The sequence below is a fragment of the Mycobacterium sp. SMC-2 genome, assembly GCF_025263485.1.
Taxonomy (GTDB): domain Bacteria; phylum Actinomycetota; class Actinomycetes; order Mycobacteriales; family Mycobacteriaceae; genus Mycobacterium.
The window spans coordinates 3,167,632-3,183,297 of record NZ_CP079863.1; the positions used below are offsets into that span (position 1 = coordinate 3,167,632).

Here is a 15,666-nt window from a genome sequence, read left to right on the forward strand (position 1 = left end):
TCCCAACACCGCCAAGTACCGCGAGCTGTGATCCGGCTCGCAGGAAGCGGAATGCCCAAATCGGGCTACCGCCAATCACCGATGTTCTGTGTCCTGCTGGCCGGTGTCTTCCGGCTCGCCGGGGGACCGGCGGTCTTTCAGTGCGACGTAGAGGATCACGCCGACGACGATGATCGCCGGCAGGAACGCCGGGATCGCCAGCAGAATCATGTGGTGGGCTACGTACGCGACGTGCGGATCGGTCATTGTGATGAGATACCCCGGCAGATGGCATGTACTGCGGCCGTTACCCTACTTTGAACGCTTTTTATTCAGGGCCGCCACGACCGTGGGGCGCGAGGCCGCATGCTCGGCCACCGATGATGCAGGGAGTAGTGGTGACTCAAGCGGCAACCCGACCGGTGAGCGGAGCCAGCGGCGCGGACATCCTGGCGGTTGCGCGCGAACAGGTACTCGAGCGCGGAGAGGGACTGAGTCGGGAGCAGGTGCTGCAGGTGCTACGGCTGCCCGACGACCGGCTCGACGACCTGCTGGCGCTGGCGCACGAGGTCCGGATGCGCTGGTGCGGTCCCGAGGTCGAGGTCGAGGGCATCATCAGCCTGAAAACCGGCGGCTGCCCGGAGGATTGTCATTTCTGCTCGCAGTCGGGGTTGTTCGCCTCGCCGGTGCGCAGCGCGCGGCTGGACATTCCCAGCCTGGTCGAGGCCGCCAAACAAACCGCCAAGTCGGGTGCCACCGAGTTCTGCATCGTGGCCGCCGTGCGTGGGCCCGACGAGCGACTGATGGCCCAGGTCGCGGCCGGTATCGAGGCGATCCGCAACGAGGTCGAGATCAACATCGCGGCCTCGCTGGGGATGCTGACCGCCGAGCAGGTGCAGCAGCTCTCGGCGATGGGCGTGCACCGCTACAACCACAACCTCGAGACCGCCCGCTCGTTCTTCACCAACGTCGTGACTACCCACACCTGGGAAGAGCGCTGGCAGACCCTGTCGATGGTGCGCGACGCCGGCATGGAGGTGTGCTGCGGCGGCATCCTGGGCATGGGCGAGACGCTCGAGCAGCGCGCCGAGTTCGCCGCCGAACTCGCGGAGCTGGGGCCCGACGAGGTGCCGTTGAACTTCCTCAACCCGCGACCCGGCACGCCGTTCGGCGACCTGGAGGTGCTGCCGGTGGCCGAGGCGCTGAAGTCGGTGGCCGCTTTCCGCCTGGCCTTGCCGCGCGCGATGCTGCGGTTCGCCGGGGGCCGCGAGATCACCCTGGGTGACCTGGGCGCCAAGAAGGGCATCCTGGGCGGCATCAACGCCGTGATCGTCGGGAACTACCTGACCACGCTCGGCCGGCCCGCCGAAGCGGATCTGGAGCTGCTCGAAGACCTGCAGATGCCGATCAAGGCGCTCAACGCCACCCTGTAAGACACGTGGAGACTGTGGTGCGGGATCTGGGCGCTCCGGCCAGCGCTGGCGTGTACAACGTCTACACCGGGGAATTGGGGGGCACCGAAGTGCCGACAGCGGCGCAGTTGGGTCTGGAACCGCCCCGGTTCTGCGCGGAATGCGGACGCCGGATGATCGTGCAGGTTCGCCCGGACGGCTGGCGCGCGCAGTGCTCGCGGCACGGGCAGGTCGATTCCGCCGACCTGGAGGCCCAGCGGTGAGCGAGCACGCGGAAACCTCGCCGCCCGCAGCCCTCAGGCGCAAGTCTCGGGCGCGCGCCATCGCCGTTGGCGCGCTGGGCTCGTCGGCGGCCGGGGTGCTGATCGGTGGGCTGTGGGCGTGGATCGCCCCGCCGATCCACGCCGTGGTGGCCCTCACGCGCTCCGGAGAACGCGTCCACGATTATCTGGGCAACGAGTCGCAGCACTTCTTCGACGCGCCATCCCTGATGTTGGGGCTGTTGACCGTGCTGGCGGTGGTGACGCCGGTGCTCGCGTGGCAGTGGCGCGCACACCGCGGGCCGGCCATGGTCGCCGCTTTGTCGACCGGAATGGTGGTCGTCGCGGCCGCCGCGACGGCGATGGGGGCGGCGCTGGTGCGGATCAGTTACGGCGCATTGAATTTCGACGCGGTCCCGCTGTCCAAAGCGCCGTCGGTGGCCTATGTGATCCAGGCACCGCCGGTGTTCTTCGCGGACGATCCGCTGCAGGTGGCATTGACGCTGCTGTGGCCGGCCGCTATCGCGGCGCTGGTTTACGCGGTGCTTGCGGCGTCGGACGCCCGCGACGACCTGGGCGCCCTTCCGCTGGGCGACCGGTCTTCCGATCAGCTCCCGGTGGGAGCCGGCTAGGCGCCCGCCTCATAGCGGGCGGCGGTGAATCCTGCGGCCGAGGATGACCTTGGCCGCGATCTTGGTGAGCCGGGCCATTCCGAGGTAGGTCATCGGATGGAACATCGTCGGCCACGTGGTCCGGATCAGGTGCTCGGTCAGCGGCCGGCGGTCGAACCGGTCCGTGAGCCAGCGCAGCGTCATCGGGGCCGACAGGGGGTGTAACAGCATGTGCTCGTTGAACGCGTCCCGGTGGTAGGTCACCCGGGCGCCGCCGGCTGAATAGGCGTCGGCGAGCGCGTCGATGTCGTCCACGTCGATCAGGTAGTCGTGGACGGCCTGCACGATCAGCACCGGCGGCGTCGGGACGGCGGCGCCCAGCTTGATGTTCTCGAAGACATGTGCGACCTCGGGCGTCGACAGGATGCTCTCCAGCGGTTCGTCGAGGTAGTCACCCACGTTCTTGCCGGCCATCCGGAGGACCGCCTCCACGGTGGTCATCTGCTCGAGCGACTCGAGCAGGGCGCGCCCCTCCTCGTTGCTGTGCTCTTTGATCAGGCGGTCCAGCTCGGGGTAGATGTGGGCGAGCGCGGCCACCACCAGCGCGGGCAGACCCGACAGAAAACCGCCGTTGAGCCTGCGAAAGGTGTTGCCCAGGTCCCCGACGGGTGAGCCCAGCACCGCCCCGACGACGTCCAGCTCGGGCGCGTACTCGGCGCACACCTCGGCCGCCCAGGCGCTGGCCAGGCCGCCGCCGGAGTACCCCCACAGCCCGATCGGCGCCAACGGGGACAGCCCAAGCCGTTCCGAGCCCAGGGCGGCCCGGATGCCGTCCAGGACGCGGTAGCCGGGCTCGTACGGCGCGCCCCACAGGCCTTGCAGCCCCTCGTGGTCGGGCACCGAGACGGCCCAGCCCTCGGCGACGGCGGCGGCGATCAGGAGGAATTCGAGCTGGCCTATCGCCCCCAGCGCCTTTGCCCGGCGCCGCAGCGCGTAGGAGGGAAAGCAACGGGATGACACGGCGTCGATCGCGCACTGGTAGGACAGCAGCGGGCAGGGACGCTCCGGGGCCAGCTCGGCCGGGACGATCACCGTGGTTGCCGACGCCTCGGGCTCGCCGTTCATGTCCATCGTCCGGTAGAGCAGCTGTACGGCCTTCACGGGCTGCGGGATCAGCCCCAGGAACGCGAGCTCGACGTCGCGCGAGCGCAGCACCGTCCCGGGCTCTGCGTGTTGGAAGCCGAGGGGCGGCTGGTAGAACGGGTCGTCCGAGGGCAGCAGTGGGCGGACCTTGCGCTGCAGTTCCTCGTGCGGCGGCCGGGCGATCCACTCGGCGCCACCCGTACCCGCCAAATTGCCGAGCTCGGCCATTCAGGCTCCCTTCTAGGCCTCCGGCATTCTCGCGTACGAACGGCGGGTAACCAAAACGTAATCGCCGCACTGTGAGCGACTTTTTGCCAAGGCATCCAGGTCAGCACGCGTCACTTTCCGGCTGCGTCAGCCAAACACAATTCCCGCCAGCCTAGCCGGGGTGGCGTTCGGCGGTGTCAGACCTGACCCGGTGGTCGCAGCGCGGCGAACTCGTCGGTGACCCGAAGGCGGGAGTCGGTGAAGTGATAGAGGGCCGCCGGCCGTCCGCCGCTGCGGCCGGACTGCGCGATGGTGCCGGTCTGGCTGATCACGCCGCGGCGGACCAGCACCCGCTGCAGGTTCGTCGCATCGACCTGGTAGCCCAGCGCGGCGCCGTAGATGTCACGCAGCGTAGAGAGGGCGAATTCCTTTGGTGCCAAGGCGAACCCGAGGTTGGTGTAGGACAGCTTGGCGATCAGCCGGGCGTGGGCGTGAGTCACCATCGGGCCGTGGTCGAAGGCCATCGGCGGCAGACAGCTCACGGGGTGCCATCGGGTGTCCGGCGGCAGTTCCGGGGTGGCGGGGGAGGGCACCAACCCCAGGAAGGTCGACGCGATCACCCGGGCGCCCGGCACCCGGTTCGGGTCGGAGAACACCGCCAGCTGTTCCAGGTGCGCCAGCTCTTTGAGGTCCACCTTCTCGGCCAGCTGCCGCCGCACCGAGGTCGTCATGTCCTCGTCGGCGCGCAACCGCCCGCCCGGGAGCGACCAGGCGCCGCGCTGCGGCTCCTTGGCACGCTGCCATAACAGCACGTTAAGCTGCGGTTTCTGGGGTCGCGGCCCGGCCGTTACCTGGCGAACCTGAAACACCACCGCAAGCACCTCGTGTTCAGTGCTAGTATGGGCCATGTTTTCGATTATAAGTCGAAAACCTCCTGGGCTGAAAGGTGCCGCCGTGACGGTTATGAATCGCATGGACACGCTCGCCGAAGACATGATGGCCGACGTCACGAATTCGCCCGCCGGCTACGCCGGTGTCGACGGAGACGCGCAGTGGGCCACCGAGATTCGCCGCCTGGCGAAGCTGCGCGGCGCCACCGTGCTGGCGCACAATTACCAGCTGCCCGCGATCCAGGACGTCGCCGACCACGTCGGGGATTCGCTCGCGCTGTCGCGGATCGCCGCCGAGGCGCCCGAGGACACCATCGTGTTCTGCGGGGTGCACTTCATGGCGGAGACCGCCAAGATCCTCAGCCCCGGCAAGACGGTCCTGATCCCGGACCAGCGGGCCGGCTGCTCGCTGGCCGACTCCATCACCGCCGACGAACTGCGCGCCTGGAAGGACGAGCACCCCGGCGCCGTCGTGGTCTCCTACGTCAACACCACGGCCGCGGTGAAAGCGCTCACCGACATCTGCTGCACGTCGTCCAACGCGGTCGACGTGGTCGAGTCCATCGACCCCGACCGCGAGGTGCTGTTCTGCCCGGACCAATTCCTCGGGGCGCACGTGCGCCGGGTGACCGGTCGCACGAACATGCACGTGTGGGCCGGTGAGTGCCACGTCCACGCCGGTATCAACGGCGACGAGCTGTCCGAGCAGGCCCGATCCAATCCCGACGCCGACCTGTACGTGCACCCCGAATGCGGTTGCGCCACTTCGGCGTTGTACCTCGCCGGCGAGGGCGCCTTCCCGGCGGATCGGGTAAAGATCCTGTCCACGGGCGGCATGCTGGACGCGGCGCACCAAACCCGGGCCCGCAAGGTGCTGGTTGCCACCGAGGTTGGCATGCTGCACCAGTTGCGCAGGGCCGCACCGCAAGTCGACTTTCGCGCGGTCAACGACCGGGCGTCGTGCAAGTTCATGAAGATGATCACGCCGGCCGCCCTGCTGCGCTGCCTGGTGGACGGGGTCGACGAAGTCGACGTCGACCCGGAGATCGCGGCCGCGGGCCGCCGCAGTGTGCAGCGAATGATCGAAATCGGCCAGCCGGGTGGTGGTGAATGATCGCCCGCCCCGCCTGGACGCACAGCGCCGACGTCGTCGTCATCGGTACCGGCGTCGCGGGATTGGCCGCGGCCCTGGCCGCCCACCGCGCCGGGCGCAGCGTCGTCGTGCTCAGCAAGGCCGACCAGGCGCACGGGGCGACGGCGACCCACTACGCCCAGGGCGGCATCGCGGTGGTTTTGCCCGGTAACGACGACTCCGTCGAGGCCCACGTCGCCGACACCGTGACCGCGGGCGCCGGCCTGTGTGACCCCGACGCGGTGGTTTCGATCGTCGCCGACGGCTACCGCGCGGTATCCGAATTGGTCGGTGCCGGAGCGCGATTCGACGAGGCCGTCCCGGGCCGCTGGGACGTGACGCGCGAGGGCGGGCACTCCCGGCGGCGGATCGTGCACGCCGGGGGCGACGCCACGGGCGCCGAGGTGCAGCGCGCGCTCGACCACGCCGCCCGGCTGCTGGACGTCCGCACCGGCCACGTCGCCCTGCGGGTGCTGCACGACGGCACGGCCGTGACCGGCGTGTCCGTCGGCAACGCGGACGGGTACGGGATCATCAACGCCCCCGCGGTGATCCTGGCCTCCGGCGGACTCGGGCATCTCTACGGCGCGACCACCAACCCCGAAGGCTCCACCGGCGACGGCATCGCCTTGGCGTTGTGGGCCGGTGTCGCGGTCAGCGACCTGGAGTTCATCCAGTTCCACCCGACGATGCTGTTTGCCGGCGCGGCCGGCGGGCGGCGTCCGCTGGTCACCGAGGCCATCCGCGGCGAGGGTGCGATACTGCTCGACCGGCAAGGCAATTCGGTCACCGCCGGTGTTCACCCGATGGGTGATCTGGCGCCGCGCGACGTCGTCGCCGCGGCCATCGACGCGCGGCTCAAGGCCACCGGCGACCCGTGCGTCTTCCTCGACGCACGGGGCATCAAGGGTTTTGCGTCCCGCTTCCCGACCGTGACCGCCGCCTGCCGGGCCGCCGGCATCGATCCCGTCCGCCAACCCATCCCGGTCGTGCCGGGGGCGCATTACAGCTGCGGCGGCGTCATCACCGACGTGCACGGGCAGACCGGGCTGCCGGGGCTGTTCGCCGCCGGCGAGGTTGCGCGCACCGGCATGCACGGCGCCAACCGGCTGGCGTCCAACAGCCTGCTGGAGGGCATGGTGGTCGGAAGTCGCGCCGGTAAGGCCGCGGCCGCCCACGCGATGGCGGCGGGGCGCGTCAGGGCGGTGGCGCCCGAGTCGATCGTCCACACCGCCCTGGGGCGCGGCGAATTGCAGGCCGCGATGAGCCGCGACGCCTCGGTGGTGCGCGACGCCGCCGGGCTGAACCGGTTGTCCGACATGCTTTATCACGCCCCGCTGCGCGCCATCGCCGGCCGCCGCGACTTCGAGGACGTGGCGTTGGCCGCGGCCGCCCGCGCGGTGACCGCCGCGGCCTTGGCCCGCAACGAGAGCCGAGGCTGCCACCACCGCGCGGAATACCCGGACCCCGCACCGGAGCAGGCCCGCAGCAGCGTGCTGCGGCTCGCCGACGACCAGAACTCGGTGCTCGTGGAGGCGCTGGCGGCGGTGGGCTGATGATGCTGCCCGACGAACGAAGCGCCGCCCAGGACATCATCCGTCGCGCCCTCGAAGAGGACCTGCGCTACGGGCCCGACGTCACCACGCTCGCGACGGTGCCCGCCGGCGCGGTGGCGACGGCGTCGATGGTGCCCCGGGAGCCCGGCGTCATCGCCGGCGTCGAGGTCGCGCTGCTGGTTCTCGACGCCGTCCTCGACGGAGACTACGAGGTGCTGCACAGCGTCGAGGACGGCGCCCGGCTGCAGCCCGGCGAGCCGGTGCTGACCGTGCGCGCGGACACCCGCGGCCTGCTGACCGCCGAGCGGACCATGCTGAACCTGGTCTGCCACCTGTCGGGCATCGCCACCACGACCGCGGCCTGGGTGGAGGCCGTCGACGGCACCAAGGCCAAGGTCCGCGACACCCGCAAGACCCTGCCCGGGCTGCGTGTGCTGCAGAAATACGCGGTGCGGGTCGGCGGCGGAGTCAACCACCGGCTCGGGCTCGGGGACGCGGCTCTGATCAAGGACAACCATGTGGTGGCCGCCGGGTCGGTGGTCGACGCGCTGCGCGCGGTCCGCGACGCGGCGCCGGATCTGCCGTGCGAGGTGGAGGTCGACTCCCTCGAGCAGCTGGACGAGGTGCTCGCCGAAAAGCCGGAACTGGTCCTGCTGGACAACTTCCCGGTGTGGCAGACGCAGATGGCCGTGCAGCGTCGCGACGCGCGCGCCCCCGCCGTCCTGCTCGAGTCCTCCGGTGGGCTCAGCCTGGACAACGCCGCCACCTACGCCGCAACCGGAGTGGACTACCTGGCCGTCGGCGCGCTGACGCACTCGGTGCGCGCGCTCGACATCGGCCTGGACATGTAGGGCGTTCATCCAGTCGCGAAAGTGCAACTGCCGACACCTTTACTCGGGAAACGTGTTGCCAGTTGCACTCTCGCGCCCATTTAGGCGTCAGCCACGCAGCAGCGTCCGCGCCGCGGGCTTGGCGGCGTCGAGCGCCCCCGCATCACCGGAGGTCCGGGACAGGACCAGCGCGCCCTCGATCAGTGAGATCACCGCCAGCGCAACCTGTTTCGCCTCCGTAGCGGCCCAGCCGTCGGCGCGGAGCCGCCCCTCGATCGCCGCGGACCAACCCCTGAAGGCGCGCGCCGACGCCTCGCGCGCCAGCGGACTCGCGTGCACCGACTCGGTGGCGATCGGCTCGATCGGGCAGCCGTCGCGGTGGTCGCCGGCCAGCCCGGCGATCAGCAGATCGATCCACCGATCGACGATGTCGGCCACCGGCCGGCCCGTCGCCAGGAACCGGCGCAGCAGTTGCTCGATCCCGGACCCCTCGGTGTCGACGACCGCCGCGGCCAACTGTTGCTTGCCCTGCGGGAAGTGGTGATACAGCGAACCCGGTTTGACGCCGGCCTCCCCGAGGATCTGGTTGAGGCCGGTCGCGGCGTACCCCTGCCGGCGGAACAGGGTGGCGGCCGTGTCGATCAGCGCTGCGCGGCTGCGGTCTGGTCTGGGCATCGGTATTGACAATACTTGAAAGGTCACTCAAGAATGCAGAGATGAGGCAGTTGACGTACGAAGACACCGGACGATACGCGTGGCGCGAGGTGCCCGAACCGCAGATCACCGCGCCCGAGCAGGCGCTGGTGCGGCCGCTGATGGTGGCCTGTTGTGATTTGGACGTCGCGGTGTGCCGCGGCCGGCTGCCGCTGCCGCCCGGGTACGCGGTGGGCCACGAAGGATTGGCCGAGGTCGTCGCGGTGGGCGACGCCGTCGAAGGCGTCCGCGCCGGCGACCGCGTCGTGGTGCCGTTTCAGATCAGCTGTGGAACCTGCCGCGAATGCCGCCGCGGCGTGACGGGCTCGTGCGGCTCGGGGCCCCTGATGGCGATGTACGGGATGGGGCCGATCGCGGGACTGGACGGCGGCGGCTTCATGTCGGATCTGGTGCTGGTGCCGTACGCCGACGCGATGCTGATCCCAGTTCCCGACGCGGTCGACCCCGCCTCGATCGCGTCGCTGTCGGACAACATTCCCGACGGCTGGCGGACCGTCGGGCCATTCCGGGAGGAGCTGGATAGCCTCGATGCCGTGGATCGCCGCGTCCTCGTGGTCGGGCGGCTGTCGATCGGGTTGTACTCGGCCGCGTTCGGGGCGGCGCTGGGCGCCCACGTCGACTACGTCGACACCGACCCGCAGCGCCTGGCCGCCGCCGAGAAGCTCGGCGCGGTGGTCCACGACATCGCCAAGCCCGACAAGTCGTGGGACCCGTTTCCGATCACCGTGCACACCACCGGCGATGTGTCGCTGCTGTCGGCGACACTGCGCGCGACCTGGCCCGATGGCGTCTGCACCGACACCGGGATCTACCCGGAATACAAGGTTGAGATGCCGCTGCTGCCGATGTACACCCGCGGCGTGCAGTTCAACACCGGACGGGTCAGTGCGCGCACGGTCATCCCGCGGGTGCTCGAATTGCTGGCGGGCGGCTTGGACTTGTCGCCGGCCGTCGACCGCGTCGTCGAGTGGGATGACGCTCCCTCGGCCTGGCCGGCCATGACCGGCAAGACGGTGTTCACCAGGGCATAGGCCGCTTCAGTGTGCGTCTAGGGCTTCGAGTGTGACGCCATGGCGGAAAAATCGCGGAAATCCCGCCATCAGCGCACACTGAATGCCGTCAGCGCACGCACGAAAGCGCGCCGCTGCCTCAGGTGATGTCGCCGACGAAGACGCCGATTCGGCGCAGCTGCACGCGGGCCATCCGCGGCAGGCGTTCGGCGTCGGGGCCGTCGGAGCCGGCCGGCAAAATCCGCGGGTTGGTGATATGCACCACGCGGTCGCGGCTGAACTGCACGTCGGCCTCCCCGGCCGCCAGCACGTTCTTGACCCAGTTCGTCTTGCCGTGGCCGAGGGCGATCGCCAGCACGTTTCCCTTGCGATAGGGGGTGATGACGGTCTCGTACGGCGTGCCCGAGGTGCGGCCGCGGTGCTTGATGGTCGCCGTCCCGGGCAAAAAGCGGGCGATCGGCTTGATGGCCGGGTTGAAATACTTGATCTGGAAGCGCTCGAACCAGGGCGGGAACACCATTGGGACGCCCGGGGCGTTATTGGGGTGATCCTTCGCGGACATGACGGCTCCCTGAGTTGTAGGGCCTTTCACCGGCACTGTACCGGTCGGATATCGACTTGAGTTGCTCTGGGACAATGGAGGCAATGAGTACCACTTCAGCGCCCGTCATGGCCCGCATCGACCTGCGGGGCGTGGAGCTGACGGCTGCCCGGTTGCGGTCCGCGTTGCCGCGTGGCGGCGCCGACGTGGAGAGCGTCCTGCCCAAGGTGCGGCCGATCGTGCAGGCCGTCGCCGAGCGCGGCGCCGAGGCGGCGCTGGAGTTCGGGGCGTCATTCGACGGTGTGCGGCCCGCGGCCGTCCGGGTGCCCGGCGCGGGGCTCGAGGCGGCGCTTGCGGATCTGGACCCCGGCGTCGCGGAAGCCCTGCGGGTGATGATCGAACGCGCCCGCGCCGTGCACGCCGACCAGCGCCGCGCCGACGTCACCACCACGCTTGGTCCGGGCGCGACGGTCACCGAGCGATGGGTCCCCGTCGAGCGGGTGGGCCTTTACGTGCCCGGCGGCAACGCGGTGTACCCGTCCAGCGTGGTGATGAACGTGGTGCCGGCGCAGGCCGCCGGCGTGGACTCGTTGGTGGTGGCCAGCCCGCCGCAGGCCCGGTTTGACGGCCTGCCACATCCGACGATCCTGGCCGCCGCGCGGCTGCTCGGGGTCGACGAGGTGTGGGCCGTCGGCGGTGCGCAGGCGGTGGCCCTGCTGGCCTACGGCGGCGCCGACACCGACGGTGCCGAACTGGCGCCCGTCGACATGATCACCGGCCCCGGCAACATCTATGTCACCGCCGCCAAGCGGCTGTGCCGTTCGCGGGTCGGCATCGACGCCGAGGCGGGCCCGACCGAGATCGCCATCCTGGCCGACCACACCGCCGACGCGGCGCATGTGGCGGCCGACCTGATCAGCCAGGCCGAGCACGACGAGATGGCGGGCAGCGTGCTGGTGACCCCCAGCGAGGACCTGGCGGCCGCCACCGAAGCAGAGGTGGCCGCCCAGCTGCGCACGACCGTGCACCGCGACCGGGTGGCCGCGGCGCTCGGTGGCCGCCAGTCGGCGATCATCGTCGTCGACGACCTGGACGCCGGCGTCAAGGTGGTCAACGCGTATGCCGCCGAACACCTGGAGATCCAGACCGTCGACGCGCCGGAGGTGGCCGCCCGAATACGTTCGGCCGGAGCCATTTTCGTCGGGCCGTACTCGCCCGTGAGCCTGGGCGACTACTGCGCCGGGTCCAATCACGTGCTGCCGACCGCGGGCTCGGCCCGGCATTCCAGCGGACTGTCGGTGCAGACCTTCCTGCGCGGCATCCACGTCGTCGACTACACCGAGGCCGCCCTCAAGGACGTCTCGGGACACGTGGTCACGCTGGCCAAGGCCGAAGACCTGCCGGCGCACGGCGAGGCGATACGGCGGAGGTTCGAGCGATGACCGAGCCGCGGGAGCCCACGCTGGACGACCTGCCGCTGCGCGACGACCTGCGCGGCAAATCTCCCTACGGCGCACCGCAATTGGCGGTCCCGGTGCGGCTGAACACCAACGAGAACCCGCACCCGCCCAGCCGGGCGCTGGTGGACGACGTCGTGCGGTCGGTGGCCGCGGCGGCCGCCGACCTGCACCGCTATCCCGACCGCGACGCGGTGGAGCTGCGCCGGGGTCTGGCCGGCTACCTCACCGGCCAGACCGGCGTGCAAATCGGCGTGGAAAACGTCTGGGCCGCAAACGGATCCAACGAGATCCTGCAACAGCTGCTACAGGCGTTCGGTGGGCCCGGGCGCACCGCGATCGGGTTCGTCCCCTCCTACTCGATGCACCCCATCATCTCTGACGCCACGCGCACGGAATGGCTCGAAGCCGCGCGCGCGGACGACTTCAGCCTCGACGTCGACGTCGCCGTCGCCGCGGTCACCGAACGCCAACCCGATGTGGTCTTCATCGCCAGCCCCAACAACCCGTCCGGGCAGAGCGTTTCGCTGCCGGATCTGCGGCGGCTGCTGGGCGTGGTGCCGGGCATTTTGATCGTCGACGAGGCCTACGGCGAGTTCTCCTCCGAGCCCAGCGCCGTGGGGCTGGTGCGGGAGTATCCGACCAAGCTCATCGTCACCCGCACCATGAGCAAGGCGTTCGCCTTCGCGGGCGGGCGGCTCGGGTACCTGATCGCCACTCCCGCGGTGATCGACGCGATGCTGCTGGTGCGGCTGCCTTATCACCTGTCGTCGATCACCCAGGCCGCGGCCCGGGCCGCGCTGCGGCACGCCGACGACACGCTGGGCAGCGTCGCCACCCTGATCGCCGAACGCGAACGCGTCGTAAAGGCATTGAGCGGAATGGGTTTTCGGGTGATTCCCAGCGACGCGAACTTCGTGTTGTTCGGGCAATTCGCCGACGCCCCGGCCACCTGGCAGCGCTACTTGGACGCCGGCGTGTTGATCCGCGACGTCGGAATTCCCGGCTACCTGCGCGTCACGACCGGACTGGCCGAAGAGAACGATGCCTTCTTGCGGGCCAGCGCCCAGATCGCCGCCACCGAACTGGCCCCAGCCACCCCAGTAGGAGCCCCGTGACCACCACCGAAACAGGAAAAGCCGCCCGGCGCGCGCGTATCGAGCGCCGCACCAAGGAATCCGACATCGTCATCGAACTCGACCTCGACGGCACCGGCCAGGTCCATGTCGACACCGGGGTGCCGTTCTACGACCACATGCTGACGGCGCTGGGCAGTCACGCCAGCTTCGACCTGACCGTGCGCACCAAGGGCGACGTCGAGATCGAGGGTCACCACACCATCGAGGACACCGCGATCGCGCTGGGCCAGGCGCTGGGGCAGGCCCTCGGCGACAAACGGGGCATCCGCCGGTTCGGCGACGCCTTCATCCCGATGGACGAGACGCTGGCGCACGCCGTCGTCGACGTCTCCGGCCGGCCCTATTGCGTGCACACCGGCGAGCCGGATCACCTGCGACACACCACCATTGCCGGCAGCTCCGTGCCGTACCACACCGTCATCAACCGGCACGTGTTCGAGTCGCTGGCGATGAACGCCCGCATCGCGCTGCACGTGCGGGTCCTGTACGGGCGCGACCCACACCACGTCACCGAAGCGCAGTACAAGGCAGTGGCCCGCGCGCTGCGCCAGGCCGTCGAGCCCGACCCACGGGTTTCCGACGTGCCGTCAACCAAAGGTGTTCTGTGACAGCACCATCCGTCGTCGTCCTGGATTACGGCTCCGGCAATCTGCGGTCGGCCCAGCGCGCGCTGCAGCGGGCGGGCGCGTCGGTCGAGGTGACCGCCGACGCCGATGCGGCGACCACCGCCGACGGCCTGGTGGTGCCCGGCGTTGGGGCCTTCGAGGCCTGCATGACGGGCCTGCGCAGGGTGAGGGGAGACCGCATCATCGCCGACCGGGTCGCCGCGGGGCGCCCGGTGCTGGGCGTCTGTGTGGGCATGCAGATCCTGTTCGCCACCGGCGTCGAATTCGGCGTGCAGACAACGGGTTGCGGCCAGTGGCCGGGAGAGGTCACGCGGTTGGATGCCCCGGTGATTCCGCACATGGGCTGGAACGTGGTCGATGCCGGGGCCGGCAGCACCCTGTTCAAGGGGCTGAACGCCGACGCCCGCTTCTACTTCGTGCACTCCTACGCCGCGCAGCGCTGGGAGGGTGCGCCGGAGGCCGTGCTCACCTGGGCCACCCACGGGGTGCCGTTTCTGGCCGCCGTCGAGCAAGGACCGCTGTCGGCCACCCAGTTCCACCCGGAAAAGAGCGGCGATGCCGGTGCGGCCGTGCTGCGCAACTGGATCGAGGCACTGTGACGAACGGCTCTGGAGGGAATGTGTTGATCTTGTTGCCCGCGGTCGACGTGGTCGACGGCCGCGCCGTGCGCCTGGTGCAGGGCAAGGCGGGCAGTGAAACCGCGTACGGCTCGGCGCTGGACGCGGCGCTCGGCTGGCAGCGCGACGGCGCGGAATGGATCCACCTGGTCGACTTGGACGCGGCGTTCGGGCGCGGCTCCAACCGCGAGCTGCTCGCCGAGCTGGTCGGCAAGCTCGACGTGCACGTGGAGCTGTCTGGCGGGATCCGCGACGATGACTCCCTGAGCGCGGCGCTGGCCACCGGCTGCGCCCGGGTCAACCTGGGCACCGCGGCTTTGGAGAATCCACAGTGGTGTGCGCGCGCGATCGCCGAGCACGGCGAGAAAGTCGCCGTCGGCCTCGACGTGCAGATCATCGAAGGGCGGCACCGGCTGCGCGGACGCGGCTGGGAAACCGACGGCGGCGACCTGTGGGAAGTGCTGGAACGCCTTGATGGCGAGGGGTGTTCGCGCTTCGTCGTCACCGACGTCACCAAGGACGGCACACTGGGCGGCCCCAACCTCGAGCTGCTGGCCGCCGTCGCCGAGCGCACCGAGGCCCCGGTGATCGCCTCCGGCGGCGTGTCCAGCCTGGACGACCTGCGCGCGATCGCCACCCTGACCGACCGCGGGGTCGAGGGTGCCATCGTGGGCAAAGCCCTCTACGCCGGGCGGTTTACCCTGCCCCAGGCGCTCGCCGCGGTCGCGGGGTAGGGCCGTGGCTGATCTGGGCGCTTTGGTGGAGAAGGCGGCGGCGATCCTCGACGAGGCCACCGAGCCGTTCCTCGCCGGCCACCGCGCCGATTCGGCGGTCCAGAAGAAGGGCAACGACTTCGCCACCGATGTCGACCTCGCGATCGAGCGGCAGGTGGTGGCCGCGCTGACCGAGGCCACCGGGATCGGCGTACACGGCGAGGAATTCGGCGGCACCGACGTCGACTCGGAGTGGGTGTGGGTGCTCGACCCGGTCGACGGCACGTTCAACTACGCGGCCGGATCGCCGATGGCCGGCATCCTGCTGGGCCTGCTGCACCACGGTGACCCGGTGGCCGGACTGACCTGGCTGCCCTTCGTCGACCAGCGCTACACCGCGGTGGTGGACGGCCCGCTGATGAAAAACGGTGTCAAGCGGCCGCCGCTGGCCGACATCGACCTGGCCGACGCCCTGATCGGCGCCGGCTCGTTCAGCGCCGACGCGCGGGGCCGGTTCCCGGGGCGCTATCGCATCGCGGTGCTTCAGAACCTGAGCCGGGTCTCGTCGCGGTTGCGCATGCACGGGTCCACCGGACTCGACCTCGCCTATGTCGCCGACGGAATCCTGGGTGGCTCAATCAGTTTCGGGGGCCACGTGTGGGACCACGCCGCCGGCGTCGCGCTGGTGCGGGCGGCGGGCGGTGTCGTCACCGATGTCCACGGCGAACCGTGGCGCCCCGCATCGGATTCCGTGCTGGCCGCGGGCCCGCGCGCACACGCCGAGATCCTCGAGGTCCTGCGCAGCACGGGCCGACCGGAGGACTACTGA

18 protein-coding genes are annotated in these 15,666 nt (G+C 70.2%); 13 read left to right on the forward strand and 5 right to left on the reverse strand.

Annotation, left to right across the window (positions count from 1 at the left end; all coding sequences use genetic code 11):
* Positions 1 to 75: 75 nt before the first annotated feature.
* On the reverse strand, positions 76 to 246 hold the full coding sequence (locus tag KXD96_RS14910) for a hypothetical protein (RefSeq protein ID WP_260736736.1): 171 nt from the start codon (positions 244 to 246) through the stop codon (positions 76 to 78).
* Positions 247 to 377: 131 nt separating this feature from the next.
* Between KXD96_RS14910 and bioB the strand changes: the two genes are divergently transcribed.
* From bioB to KXD96_RS14925, 3 genes are read left to right on the forward strand one after another with little or no spacing between them, the layout of a single operon-like run.
* Entirely contained in the window at positions 378 to 1,412 is a 1,035-nt protein-coding gene (bioB, locus tag KXD96_RS14915; protein WP_260736738.1) for a biotin synthase BioB, read from the forward strand.
* Positions 1,413 to 1,426: 14 nt separating this feature from the next.
* On the forward strand, positions 1,427 to 1,654 hold the full coding sequence (locus KXD96_RS14920) for a hypothetical protein (RefSeq protein ID WP_260745388.1): 228 nt from the start codon (positions 1,427 to 1,429) through the stop codon (positions 1,652 to 1,654).
* Positions 1,651 to 2,283, forward strand: a complete 633-nt coding sequence (locus tag KXD96_RS14925) for a DUF2567 domain-containing protein (RefSeq protein WP_396876662.1) — start codon at positions 1,651 to 1,653, stop codon at positions 2,281 to 2,283. The genes KXD96_RS14920 and KXD96_RS14925 overlap by 4 nt, the downstream gene beginning before the upstream one ends.
* A 9-nt stretch (positions 2,284 to 2,292) precedes the next feature.
* Here the strand turns inward: KXD96_RS14925 and KXD96_RS14930 are convergent, their stop codons facing one another.
* Entirely contained in the window at positions 2,293 to 3,633 is a 1,341-nt protein-coding gene (locus KXD96_RS14930) for a lipase family protein (protein WP_260736739.1), read from the reverse strand.
* A 176-nt stretch (positions 3,634 to 3,809) separates the two neighbouring features.
* Positions 3,810 to 4,520 carry an NUDIX hydrolase gene (locus KXD96_RS14935; protein ID WP_260736746.1) on the reverse strand — a complete coding sequence of 237 codons (711 nt, stop codon included), beginning with the start codon at positions 4,518 to 4,520 and terminating at the stop codon, positions 3,810 to 3,812.
* Positions 4,521 to 4,566: 46 nt separating this feature from the next.
* Between KXD96_RS14935 and nadA the strand changes: the two genes are divergently transcribed.
* The 3 genes from nadA to nadC are packed head-to-tail and all read left to right on the forward strand — an operon-like array spanning position 4,567 to position 8,041.
* Entirely contained in the window at positions 4,567 to 5,616 is a 1,050-nt protein-coding gene (gene nadA / locus KXD96_RS14940) for a quinolinate synthase NadA (RefSeq protein ID WP_260736752.1), read from the forward strand.
* Complete coding sequence (locus tag KXD96_RS14945; RefSeq protein ID WP_260745390.1) at positions 5,616 to 7,190, forward strand: L-aspartate oxidase; 1,575 nt, start codon at positions 5,616 to 5,618, stop codon at positions 7,188 to 7,190. The genes nadA and KXD96_RS14945 overlap by 1 nt, the downstream gene beginning before the upstream one ends.
* Positions 7,190 to 8,041: a carboxylating nicotinate-nucleotide diphosphorylase gene (nadC, locus tag KXD96_RS14950; protein WP_260736754.1), complete on the forward strand. Its 852-nt coding sequence runs from the start codon at positions 7,190 to 7,192 to the stop codon at positions 8,039 to 8,041. Before KXD96_RS14945 ends, nadC begins: the two co-directional genes overlap by 1 nt.
* Positions 8,042 to 8,128: 87 nt before the next feature.
* On the opposite strand, the gene KXD96_RS14955 is transcribed toward nadC, so the two are convergent.
* Positions 8,129 to 8,695, reverse strand: a complete 567-nt coding sequence (locus KXD96_RS14955) for a TetR/AcrR family transcriptional regulator (protein WP_260736756.1) — start codon at positions 8,693 to 8,695, stop codon at positions 8,129 to 8,131.
* A gap of 41 nt (positions 8,696 to 8,736) precedes the next feature.
* Between KXD96_RS14955 and KXD96_RS14960 the strand changes: the two genes are divergently transcribed.
* Positions 8,737 to 9,765 carry a zinc-binding dehydrogenase gene (locus tag KXD96_RS14960; RefSeq protein WP_260736758.1) on the forward strand — a complete coding sequence of 343 codons (1,029 nt, stop codon included), beginning with the start codon at positions 8,737 to 8,739 and terminating at the stop codon, positions 9,763 to 9,765.
* A gap of 118 nt (positions 9,766 to 9,883) precedes the next feature.
* On the opposite strand, the gene KXD96_RS14965 is transcribed toward KXD96_RS14960, so the two are convergent.
* Positions 9,884 to 10,306: a nitroreductase family deazaflavin-dependent oxidoreductase gene (locus KXD96_RS14965; protein WP_260736759.1), complete on the reverse strand. Its 423-nt coding sequence runs from the start codon at positions 10,304 to 10,306 to the stop codon at positions 9,884 to 9,886.
* Between the two features lie 83 nt (positions 10,307 to 10,389).
* Here KXD96_RS14965 and hisD point away from each other — a divergent pair, with 83 nt between their 5' ends.
* Genes hisD through KXD96_RS14995 form a run of 6 tightly spaced genes read left to right on the forward strand, consistent with a single transcriptional unit; the run spans position 10,390 to position 15,666 of the window.
* The gene (hisD, locus tag KXD96_RS14970; protein ID WP_260736760.1) at positions 10,390 to 11,727 is read left to right on the forward strand and encodes a histidinol dehydrogenase; all 1,338 of its coding nucleotides are present in this window, start codon (positions 10,390 to 10,392) and stop codon (positions 11,725 to 11,727) included.
* Entirely contained in the window at positions 11,724 to 12,860 is a 1,137-nt protein-coding gene (locus tag KXD96_RS14975; protein ID WP_260736762.1) for a histidinol-phosphate transaminase, read from the forward strand. Before hisD ends, KXD96_RS14975 begins: the two co-directional genes overlap by 4 nt.
* Positions 12,857 to 13,489: an imidazoleglycerol-phosphate dehydratase HisB gene (hisB, locus tag KXD96_RS14980; protein ID WP_260736764.1), complete on the forward strand. Its 633-nt coding sequence runs from the start codon at positions 12,857 to 12,859 to the stop codon at positions 13,487 to 13,489. The genes KXD96_RS14975 and hisB overlap by 4 nt, the downstream gene beginning before the upstream one ends.
* The gene (gene hisH, locus KXD96_RS14985; RefSeq protein WP_260736766.1) at positions 13,486 to 14,106 is read left to right on the forward strand and encodes an imidazole glycerol phosphate synthase subunit HisH; all 621 of its coding nucleotides are present in this window, start codon (positions 13,486 to 13,488) and stop codon (positions 14,104 to 14,106) included. Before hisB ends, hisH begins: the two co-directional genes overlap by 4 nt.
* A 20-nt stretch (positions 14,107 to 14,126) precedes the next feature.
* Complete coding sequence (priA, locus tag KXD96_RS14990; RefSeq protein WP_260736770.1) at positions 14,127 to 14,858, forward strand: bifunctional 1-(5-phosphoribosyl)-5-((5-phosphoribosylamino)methylideneamino)imidazole-4-carboxamide isomerase/phosphoribosylanthranilate isomerase PriA; 732 nt, start codon at positions 14,127 to 14,129, stop codon at positions 14,856 to 14,858.
* 4 nt (positions 14,859 to 14,862) lie between these two features.
* On the forward strand, positions 14,863 to 15,666 hold the full coding sequence (locus KXD96_RS14995) for an inositol monophosphatase (RefSeq protein WP_260736772.1): 804 nt from the start codon (positions 14,863 to 14,865) through the stop codon (positions 15,664 to 15,666).